Source organism: Citricoccus sp. CH26A (genome assembly GCF_000224415.1).
In the GTDB taxonomy this organism is placed as follows: domain Bacteria; phylum Actinomycetota; class Actinomycetes; order Actinomycetales; family Micrococcaceae; genus Citricoccus.
The window spans coordinates 185,634-194,889 of record NZ_AFXQ01000003.1 but is presented as its reverse complement, the minus strand read 5'-3'; the positions used below and the strand labels follow the sequence as shown (position 1 = coordinate 194,889).

The window sequence follows — 9,256 nt, the reverse complement described above, 5'->3', positions numbered from 1 at the left end:
GTCCAGGTCCTCGTCCGTAGCGGCGGGGGGACTCGATCCCCCGACCTCACGATTATGAGTCGTGCGCTCTAACCAGCTGAGCTACGCCGCCATGAAATGAGAGCGCCCGTGCCGCGGATACATACTGCGCACGGGCTCTCATTCCAGAGCCCCGACCGGGAATCGATCCCGGGACCTCCATCTTACCAAGATGGCGCTCTACCACTGAGCTATCGGGGCAACGACGTGAAACTCTACCAGCGATTTCCGCGGATGCGAAATCGGGGTGGAGTGCCACGTCCGTCACCGGTCAGTACCGGTCGCGCGAGGGCTTGTCGAAGGACTTCCGACCGCCCTTGAAGCCACCCTTGAAACCGCCCTTGTGCCCGCCCTTGTGGGCACCGCCGGAGCGGAACGGCTTGCCCTCGCGCTCGGAGCGCGTGGGGCGGCCGGTGTCCAGCTGCAGGCCGATGGGGCGGCCGTTGATGGTGGTGTTGCCCAGGGCGTCCCACTGCTGGCCCGTCAGGTTCTCCGGCAGTTCCACGAGGGAGTGGTTCGAACGGATGTCGATGTGCCCGATCTGGCTCGAGCGCAGCCCGGCCTCGTTGGCGAGGGCACCCACGATGTTGCCCGGCTGCACCCGGTCCTGGCGGCCCAGGGCGATCCGGTACGTGGCGTTGCCCTCCGCGGGGCCGCGCTGCGGGCCACGGGAGCCCCGGCCGTCCCGCGCGCCGCGGTCATTGCCGTCGAAGTCCCGGTCGCGGCGGGCCATCTTCGCCGGCGGCAGGTCCGGCTCCTCGGCCAGCAGCGGCCGCCCGCCCTGGGCCATCTTCGCCAGGGCCGCGGCGACGTCCTCGGGGGCCACGTCGTTCTCCTCCACGTAGGAGTCCACCAGGTCCCGGAAGACCTCCAGCTCGCCCTCGGCCAGGGTCTGGGTGATCTGGGAGCTGAACTTGTCCAGGCGGGAGGAGTTCACGTCCGCCACCGACGGCATGGGCATCTGCTCCACGGTCTGGCGCGTGGCCTTCTCGATGGAACGCAGCAGGTACTTCTCCCGCGGTGTCATGAACAGCACGGCGTCCCCGGAGCGGCCGGCGCGGCCGGTGCGGCCGATGCGGTGGACGTAGGACTCCGTGTCGTGCGGGATGTCGTAGTTGATGACGTGGCTGATGCGCTCCACGTCGAGGCCGCGGGCCGCGACGTCGGTGGCCACCAGGATGTCGATGCGGCCGGCGCGCAGGTTCTCCACGGTCTTCTCGCGCTGGTTCTGCGCCACGTCACCGGAGATGGCGGCGGCGCGGAAGCCACGGGCGTTGAGCTTGGTGGTGAGCTCCTCGGTGGCGTTACGGGTCCGCACGAAGGCGATCACGCCGTCGTGCTCCTCGGTCTCGAGGATGCGGGTCATGGCCTCCAGCTTCCACTGGTGGGTGACCTGGAGGAAGCGCTGGCGGATGTTGCCGGCGGTGGTGTTCTTCGCGGCGACGGTGACCTCGACCGGGTCGTTGAGGTACTTGCCGGAGATGCGCTGGATGGCGCGCGGCATGGTGGCCGAGAACAGGGCGGTCTGCTTCTGGTCCGGGGTGGCGGACAGGATCTGGTCCACCTCCTCGGCGAAGCCCATGCGCAGCATCTCGTCCGCCTCGTCCAGCACCATGTACTGCAGGTCGGACAGGTCCAGGGACCCCTTCTGGAGGTGGTCGATCACGCGCCCCGGGGTGCCCACGACGACCTGGGCGCCGCGGCGGAGCCCGGACAGCTGCGGCCCGTAGGGCGCACCGCCGTAGACGGGCAGCACGGTGACGCCCTTGATGTGCTTGGCGTAGGTGGTGAAGGCCTCGGCGACCTGCAGGGCCAGTTCGCGGGTCGGGGCCAGCACGAGGATCTGCGGGGTGTTCGCGGGGCCGTTGACGTCGGCGAGCTCGGCGAGCCGGGACAGCGCCGGGACGGCGAAGGCGGCGGTCTTGCCGGTACCGGTCTGGGCCAGCCCGACGACGTCGCGGCCCTCCAGCAGCAGCGGGATGGTCTCGGCCTGGATCGGCGAGGGCGTCTCGTAGCCGAGGTCCTCGATGGCGGCCAGGACCCGGCTGTCGATGCCGAGGGTGGAGAAGGCCGGGCCCGCCGGGGTCTCGGTCAGGGCGTCGGTCTCGGTCGGGGTGTCGGTCTCGGCCTGGGCCTGGGCGTGGTCATTCTGGGCGTGTTCGGACACGGGTGTTCCTTTTCAGGGTCGGGTGTGCGGCCGGTTGGGCGCCGCAACGCAACGGATTGCTTCTCTCCGGTGCTCCCCGAGGCGCGGTCCAACATCACGCCCGTTCCATACTCACCTGGCGGTCCGCGCCCGGCCGGTTCCGTCAGGGGATGGTCACCGCACGGGCGGGCCACGACCTCGACGGAGGAACGGCTGGGGTGTGAAGGACCGGCCGCCCGCTGCTCCGACACGGTGTCGGGAGGGGCCACACAACTCGACGCCCTTCGCGAGGGCGTACACAGGGGTTCTGACCGGAATGGTGGATCCAGTCTAACGCATCCCGGGCCCCGGCCCTGCCGTTAGGCTCGAGACGTGCCTCACGAGAACCCCGACCACCGCTTCGCCCGCGCCGCCGGCAAGGCCACGCGCTCGTTCCTCGACGGACAGCGTCAGGACGCCGAGCGGGCCCGCGCCGCCCGTCAGGAGCGGGCGGAGGCCGAGGCCCGGCTCGAGCGCGAGGAGCGGCGACGTCGCCAGGCGCGCGCCGACGTCGGGGGCTCCGTGCTGCTGCGGACCGCCCGCTGGTGGTGGGGTGTGGTGACGGTGCTGTTCCTCCTGCTGGCCACCGCGTTCCTGGTGGCCGGCCTCACGGGACGCACCGACGCCGTCCCGGAGGCACCGCTCGACGGTGCGGCCGGCCAGTACGTCCTGGCCGGCCTCACCGGCGTGCTCACCGTGGCCACCGGGATCGGCGCCGTCCAGCTGATGCGCTGCCGGCGCAGCGCGGCCGGCCTGCTGACCGGGGTCGCGGTGATCGTGGGCATCCCCCTGGTCCTGCGCGGGAACCCCGCCCTGATCGCCATCGCCGCGGTCCTGCTGGCGGGGGCCGCCCTGCTGTGGCTGCCCCCGGTGCGCCGCCGGCTCAGAGCGAGCTGATCGCCCGGTCCAGGTCGTCGATCAGGTCGGCCACGTCCTCGATGCCCACGGACAGGCGCACCAGGTTGTCCGGCACGGCCAGCTCGGTGCCGGCCACGGAGGCGTGGGTCATCTCGGCCGGGTAGTTCATCAGCGACTCGATGCCGCCCAGGGACTCGGCGAGCTGGAACAGCCGTGTGGACTCGGCCACCTTCTTCGCGGCCGCGGCCCCGCCCGTGAACTGCACGGAGACCATGCCGCCGAAGCCGCGCATCTGCCGCGCGGCCAGCTCGTGGCCGGGGTGGTCCGGCAGCCCCGGGTAGAGGACGCGCTCCACGCCGGGACGGTCCTGCAGCCAGGTGGCGATCGTGGAGGCGTTGGCCACGTGCCGGTCCATCCGCACGCCCAGGGTCTTGAGCCCGCGGGTGGTCAGGTAGGCGTCCAGGGGGCCGTTGACCGCACCGGCGGCGAACTGCTGGAACTGGACCTTGTCCGCGATCTCCGGGTCGTTGACCACCACGGCGCCGCCGATCACGTCCGAGTGCCCGCCGATGTACTTCGTGGTGGAGTGCACCACGACGTCAGCGCCCAGCTCGAGCGGAAGCTGGAGGTAGGGCGTGGCGAAGGTGTTGTCCACCACGAGCAGCGCGCCACCGGAGTGGGCGACGTCCGCGAGGGCGGCGATGTCGGAGACCTTCATCAGCGGGTTGGAGGGGGTCTCCAGCCACAGGATGGAGGCCTTCGAGGCGGCCATGGCCTGCTCGACGGCGTTCACGTCACCCATGTCCACCACCGTGTGGCCGATGCCCCACGGGCCCAGGATCCTGTCGATGAGGCGGTAGGTGCCGCCGTAGACGTCGTTGCCCATGACGATGTGGGCCCCGGGGGCGGCCACCGCGTGGATCAGCGCGTTCTCGGCGGCCAGCCCCGAGCCGAAGGTGAAGGCCCGCGCCGCGCCGTCCACGCCACCCTCGAGCGCGGCGAGCTGCTCCTGCAGGGCGTCACGGGTGGGGTTGGTGCCGCGGCCGTAGTCATAGCCCCGGCGCAGGGTGCCGATGGACTCGGGGGCGTAGGTGGTGGAGAGGTGCACCGGCGGCACGACCGCGCCGGTGATCGGCTCGAAGGCCTGGCCGGCGTGGATCGCGCGGGTGTTGAAGCCGGACGTGGGGTGGAGGGTGTAGTCGTAGTCCTCCGCCCCGGCGGGCCGGTCGGTCTGGACGTTCTCGGCGGGCTCGGCAGCACGTTCGGTCATGACGGATCCTTTCAGCGGGACAACGGGAGAGCGGGAGATCAGGTCAGCGGGCCACGCGGGCCAGCAGGTCATGCAGGGTGACGATGCCGGTCACCACGCCGTGATGGGTGGCCATCAGGGCGGGGGCGGTGCGCAGTGCCTCGCGGGCCTGGGCCAGGGTCGCGTGGACGTTGACCTTCGGCAGGGCCGGGCCGGCGTGGTCGAGGACCGCGTCCGTCGGACGGGCCCGGCCGGAGGCCAGCAGGTCGGTCAGCGCCCCCACGTCCACCGCGCCGAGCACCTCGCCCACGCGCAGGTCGTCGCGCGGGGCGCTGACCACCGGCAGGGCGTCCACGCCGAAGCGGTTCATGGTGAAGATCGCGTCGGCCAGGGTGGCGTCCTTCGGGGCCGTCACGACGTCCGGCAGGGAACCGGGCAGCACCGAGGACTTCGCGGCGAGCAGGTCCTTCACGGTGCCCTCCCAGTGGCCTGCGGGGGCACCGCCCGCGGCACCCGGTGCGGTGGCGGCGGCACCGACGTCGGGCACTCCCCCGGGCACCCCGCCGGCCGGCAGCACGGACTCGACCGGCGCCGTCTCGAAGCCCTGCTCGTCCATCCAGCCGTCGTTGAAGATCTTGCCCAGGTAGCCGCGGCCGGAGTCCGGCAGGATGATCACCATGACGTCGTCCTCGCCGAGGTCCCGGGCAGCCTGCAGCCCGGCCACGACGGCCATCCCGGAGGACCCGCCCACGAGCAGCCCCTCCTCGGCCGCCAGGCGGCGGGTCATCTCGAAGGAGGCGGCGTCGTCCACCGCGATCACCTCGTCCGGCACGGACGGGTCGTAGTTCCCGGGCATCATGTCCTCGCCGACGCCTTCCACGAAGTACGGGCGACCGGTGCCGCCGGAGTAGATGGAACCGTCCGGGTCCGCGACGACCACCTTGACCGGGCCCGACGCGCGGCCGGCCGAGACCTCCTTGAGGTACCGGCCGGTGCCGGTGACGGTCCCGCCGGTGCCGGCGCCGATGACGACGTGGGTCAGGCGCCCGGCGGTGTCCCGCCAGATCTCCGGGCCGGTCGTCTGGTAGTGGGACTGCGGGGCGGAGGGGTTGAAGAACTGGTTCGGCTGGTAGGCGCCCGGGATGTCCCGCTCGAGGCGGTTGGCCACGCCGTAGTAGGACTCCTCGGACTCCGGGGCCACGGAGGTCTTGGTCACGACGACCTCGGCGCCGTAGGCGCGCAGCACGTCCCGCTTCTCCTGGCCGACCTTGTCCGGGGTGACGAAGACGGAGTGGTAGCCCTTGAGCTGGGCCACCAGCGCCAGGCCGACGCCGGTGTTGCCGGAGGTCGGCTCGACCACGGTGCCGCCGGCGGCCAGCTTCCCCTCGGCCTCGGCGTTCTCGATCATCGCCAGGGCGATGCGGTCCTTCACCGATCCGCCCGGGTTGAGGTACTCGGGCTTGACCAGCACGGTGGCGCTGATGCCCTCGGTGACCCGGTTGAGCTTCACCAGCGGGGTGTTGCCGATGAGCCCGAGAACGTTCTCGGCATAGTGCATCTGCTCTGTCATGGGCTCCACGCTACCGCCGGGCCGGTCCGGGGCGGCAATAGCGTGAATCCGCGTGACCGCCGGCGTGCGGGAGAATGGAGGGATGCACACGACCACCCCCTCCGGCACCCTGCCGGCCCCGGATGCGGGGGTGGTCCTGGAGCCGGGGATCCCGGTGGACGTGCGGCTGACGCTGGGGGTGCTGCAGCGCGGTCACGCCGATCCCACGGTGCAGTCCCGCCCCGAGGGCGTCTGGCTGTGCTTCCGCCAGCCCGGTGCCGGGGATCCCGTCACGCTGCTGGTCCGCCCGGCGCCGTCCCCGCTGGTGCCCGGCCGGATCCCGGTGCTGGCCTGGGGGCCGGGCGCCCAGGCGGCGGTGGCCGCCGCGCCGGCCCTGCTGGGGCTCGACGACGACTGGTCCGGTTTCGACGCGCTGCTCGCCTCGGGTGCCTCGGGGCTGCCGCCGGCGGTGGTGCGGGCCCGGCGCGCGCATCCGGGGCTGCGACTACCGGCGACGGGCCGGGTGGTGGACCAGTTGCTGATGGTGGTGCTGGAACAGAAGGTCACGCACGACCAGGCGCGCTCGGGCTGGCGCTGGCTGGTGCGCGGCTACGGCGAGAGGCCCCCGGCGCCGGCGCCGGAGGGGATGCTGCTGGCGCCCACGGCGGCGGCGGTGCGCCGGGTGCCGAGCTGGGGCTGGCACGCCGGCTGGGTCCAGCCGGCGCAGTCGCGGGCGATGCTGCGGGTGGCAGAGCGGGCCTCCGCGCTGGACCGGCTCGGGGCCGACCCGCTGGGAGCCGATGACGACCCGGCGTCCGTGGTGGGGCGGCTGTGCACCGTGCCGGGGATCGGGCCGTGGACCGCGGCCGAGACGGTCCAGCGCACCCACGGGGCGCCGGACACGGTGGCGGTGGGGGACTTCCACCTGGCCCACCACGTGGGCGAGGCCCTCACGGGCCGTCGCACGGACGATGCCGGGATGCTGCGGCTGCTGGCCCCCTATGCCGGGCACCGCCAGCGCGTGGTCCGGCTGATCGGCCTGTCCGGCTACCGGTTCAGCCGCTTCGGGCCGCGGCTGACGCCGGCGGACCACCGCCGGCGGTGAGCGCTACTGCTGCTGGCCCTGCTGTTCGGCGACCTGCTTGTGCACCTCGTCCATGTCCAGGCCCTTGACGGCGGAGACGAGTTCCTCGAGCTGGGTGGCGTTGATCGCCCCGGGCTGGGCGTAGACCAGAACCTTGTCCCGGAAGGCCATCAGGGTGGGGATGGAGGTGATGTTCGCGGCGGCGGCCAGGTTGCGCTCGGCCTCGGTGTCCACCTTGGCGAAGACGACGTCCCCGTGCCGTGCGGAGACCTGCTCGTAGACGGGAGCGAACTGCTTGCAGGGGCCGCACCAGTCGGCCCAGAAGTCCACCAGGACGATGTCGTTCTCGGTGAGGGTCGTCTCGAAGTCGGCTTCGGTGATCTCGGTGGTTGCCATCCCCCCACCCTAACCGTGCGGTGCCCGGGTGGCTCCGCGGTATCCCCAGGTTGCCAGTGAATGCACAGGCGCGTTCCTCCACAGGGGACCGCCTCCCGCCGGTCCCCCACGGTCGAGCGGACGCCCCCGGCAGGCTGCGGGCGCCCGTTCCTAGCGTGGTTCTCACCGGCCCCGGCGATCGGGACCACGACCCCCTGGAGGACGAGATGACGATGACACCGATCCCCCCGAGTCATGGCAAGCGCGGCCCGGCGGGCGCCGGGCCGTTGCTGCCCGGGCGCCGCTCGACGGTGATGGTGGTGGTGGAGCGCCCGGATCCGGAGGAGGCGTTGCGGGAGTCGATGGACTGGGTCGAGGCGTTCGGGCGGGACTGCGGCCTGGTGCTGGACCCGGAGGCCACGGAGCTCTACGGGGTGGCGAAGGCCTCCGACCTCAAGGACAACCTCAGGCCGCCCCGTGACGGGGCGATCGCCGGGTACCTGGACTTCATCTGCGTGGACGGCGCCTGGCTGCATCCCGGGGACTGCCCGGCGGCCCCGCCGGACTCCAACGGCGCCCCGGCGTGGGCGTGGGCGTACTACCAGGCCGTGATGGGGCTCGACGACGACGCCTTCTGCACGATCTGGGACGTCACGCCCCTGCCCATGGCCGCGTGAGGTGCGCGCCGTCGTCCGGCTCAGTCTCCCTTGACGTTGACGATCTGGCGCAGGGTGTGCCGGACGGAGACCAGGTCCGCGGAGTCGGCCATGACCTGGTCGATCGGCTTGTAGGCGGCCGGGATCTCGTCCAGGAACGCCTCCGTGTCCCGGTACTCGATGCCGGCCATCGCCTCGCGCAACTGGGCGAGGGTGAAGGTCCGGCGGGCGGCCCTGCGGGAGTAGGAGCGTCCGGCCCCGTGCGGGGAGGAGTTCAGCGAGAGCGCGTTGCCCTTGCCGGCCACCACGTAGGAGGCGGTGCCCATGGACCCGGGGATCAGCCCCGGCTCCCCCGCCGTGGCCCGGATGGCACCCTTGCGCGAGACCCAGACCTGCCGGCCGAGGTGATGCTCGGACTCGGTGAAGTTGTGGTGGCAGTTGATCCGCTCCCGCTCCTGCACCGGGGCCCTCATCCAGTCCGAGACCTGGCGCAGGACGCGGTCCATCATCTCCTCGCGGTTGAGCAGGGCGAAGTGCTGGGCCCAGCGCAGCTCGCGGATGTACCGGTCGAACTCCTCGGTGCCCTCGTCCAGGTAGGCCAGGTCCGGGTGCGGCAGGCTGACCCCCGAGCGGCGCGCCCGGGCCGTGGCCACCTGGATGTGGTGCTGGGCGATCCGGTTGCCCACCCCGCGGGAGCCGGAGTGCAGGAACGTCCAGACCCGGTCCTGCTCGTCCACGCAGATCTCGATGAAGTGGTTGCCCGAGCCCAGTGATCCCAGTTGCAGTTCCCAGTTCCCGGCGTAGGCGGCCGGGTCGAAGCCGGCCGCCGCGGCGGCGTCGGCCAGCTCGGCCAGTCGCGGGGCCGCCGTCGGGCTGATCGTCTTGTTGTAGTGGCCGGCGCTCAGGGGCACGGCCCGCTCGATGGCACACCGCACCGCGGCGCGATCCTGCGGGAGCTCGGACGCGGAGAACTGGGTGCGCACGGCGATCATGCCGCAGCCGATGTCCACGCCCACGGCGGCCGGGATGATGGTCCCCAGCGTGGGGATGACCGAGCCCACCGTGGCACCCTTGCCCAGGTGGGCGTCGGGCATCAGGGCCACGTGGGGGTGGATGAACGGCAACCGGGAGGTGGCGACGGCCTGCTCGCGGGTCTGCTCGTCCAGCAGGGAGGCCCAGCTGACGAGCCGGCCGGTGATGTGCTCCATGGTCACCATGGTGCCGTGCGGGCCCGGGAAGGCCGAAGGCCCCGGGACCGTGATGGTCCCGGGGCCTTCGCACC

8 protein-coding genes and 2 tRNA genes are annotated in these 9,256 nt (G+C 72.3%); 3 read left to right on the top strand and 7 right to left on the bottom strand.

Annotated features, from left to right (window positions below):
- Positions 1–17: 17 nt before the first annotated feature.
- From CITRI_RS0103355 to CITRI_RS16140, 3 genes are all read right to left on the bottom strand, one after another.
- Positions 18–91: transfer RNA gene (locus tag CITRI_RS0103355), tRNA-Met, on the bottom strand.
- A gap of 56 nt (positions 92–147) precedes the next feature.
- A tRNA-Thr gene (locus CITRI_RS0103350) sits at positions 148–219 on the bottom strand.
- Between the two features lie 70 nt (positions 220–289).
- Positions 290–2,185 carry a DEAD/DEAH box helicase gene (locus CITRI_RS16140; RefSeq protein WP_010143183.1) on the bottom strand — a complete coding sequence of 632 codons (1,896 nt, stop codon included), beginning with the start codon at positions 2,183–2,185 and terminating at the stop codon, positions 290–292.
- Positions 2,186–2,536: 351 nt separating this feature from the next.
- On the opposite strand from CITRI_RS16140, the gene CITRI_RS0103340 reads away from it, so the two are divergent.
- Positions 2,537–3,100, top strand: coding sequence for a hypothetical protein (locus tag CITRI_RS0103340; RefSeq protein WP_010143182.1), 564 nt, complete (start codon positions 2,537–2,539; stop codon positions 3,098–3,100).
- On the opposite strand, the gene CITRI_RS0103335 is transcribed toward CITRI_RS0103340, so the two are convergent.
- Both CITRI_RS0103335 and CITRI_RS0103330 read right to left on the bottom strand, forming a co-directional pair.
- Positions 3,087–4,331 (bottom strand): cystathionine gamma-synthase, encoded by a 1,245-nt coding sequence (locus CITRI_RS0103335; protein WP_010143181.1) that lies wholly within the window; start codon positions 4,329–4,331, stop codon positions 3,087–3,089. The genes CITRI_RS0103340 and CITRI_RS0103335 overlap by 14 nt on opposite strands.
- A gap of 43 nt (positions 4,332–4,374) precedes the next feature.
- A complete protein-coding gene (locus CITRI_RS0103330; protein ID WP_010143180.1) occupies positions 4,375–5,868 on the bottom strand; it encodes a pyridoxal-phosphate dependent enzyme in 1,494 nt (497 codons plus the stop codon).
- Between the two features lie 94 nt (positions 5,869–5,962).
- On the opposite strand from CITRI_RS0103330, the gene CITRI_RS0103325 reads away from it, so the two are divergent.
- Positions 5,963–6,964 (top strand): DNA-3-methyladenine glycosylase, encoded by a 1,002-nt coding sequence (locus CITRI_RS0103325; RefSeq protein WP_010143179.1) that lies wholly within the window; start codon positions 5,963–5,965, stop codon positions 6,962–6,964.
- Between the two features lie 3 nt (positions 6,965–6,967).
- Here CITRI_RS0103325 and trxA read toward each other — a convergent pair whose 3' ends face one another.
- The gene (gene trxA, locus CITRI_RS0103320) at positions 6,968–7,339 is read right to left on the bottom strand and encodes a thioredoxin (RefSeq protein WP_010143178.1); all 372 of its coding nucleotides are present in this window, start codon (positions 7,337–7,339) and stop codon (positions 6,968–6,970) included.
- A 206-nt stretch (positions 7,340–7,545) separates the two neighbouring features.
- On the opposite strand from trxA, the gene CITRI_RS0103315 reads away from it, so the two are divergent.
- On the top strand, positions 7,546–7,995 hold the full coding sequence (locus CITRI_RS0103315; protein ID WP_010143177.1) for a hypothetical protein: 450 nt from the start codon (positions 7,546–7,548) through the stop codon (positions 7,993–7,995).
- 20 nt (positions 7,996–8,015) lie between these two features.
- On the opposite strand, the gene CITRI_RS0103310 is transcribed toward CITRI_RS0103315, so the two are convergent.
- The gene (locus CITRI_RS0103310) at positions 8,016–9,182 is read right to left on the bottom strand and encodes an RtcB family protein (protein WP_010143176.1); all 1,167 of its coding nucleotides are present in this window, start codon (positions 9,180–9,182) and stop codon (positions 8,016–8,018) included.
- Positions 9,183–9,256: the final 74 nt, after the last annotated feature.

Coding starts and splice junctions, on each gene's coding strand:
- CITRI_RS0103335 (WP_010143181.1), bottom strand. CDS start 4,331: ATGACCGAACGTGCTGCCGAGCCCGCCGAGAACGTCCAGACCGACCGG.
- CITRI_RS0103330 (WP_010143180.1), bottom strand. CDS start 5,868: ATGCACTATGCCGAGAACGTTCTCGGGCTCATCGGCAACACCCCGCTG.
- CITRI_RS0103325 (WP_010143179.1), top strand. CDS start 5,963: ATGCACACGACCACCCCCTCCGGCACCCTGCCGGCCCCGGATGCGGGG.
- trxA (WP_010143178.1), bottom strand. CDS start 7,339: ATGGCAACCACCGAGATCACCGAAGCCGACTTCGAGACGACCCTCACC.
- CITRI_RS0103315 (WP_010143177.1), top strand. CDS start 7,546: ATGACGATGACACCGATCCCCCCGAGTCATGGCAAGCGCGGCCCGGCG.
- CITRI_RS0103310 (WP_010143176.1), bottom strand. CDS start 9,182: ATGGAGCACATCACCGGCCGGCTCGTCAGCTGGGCCTCCCTGCTGGAC.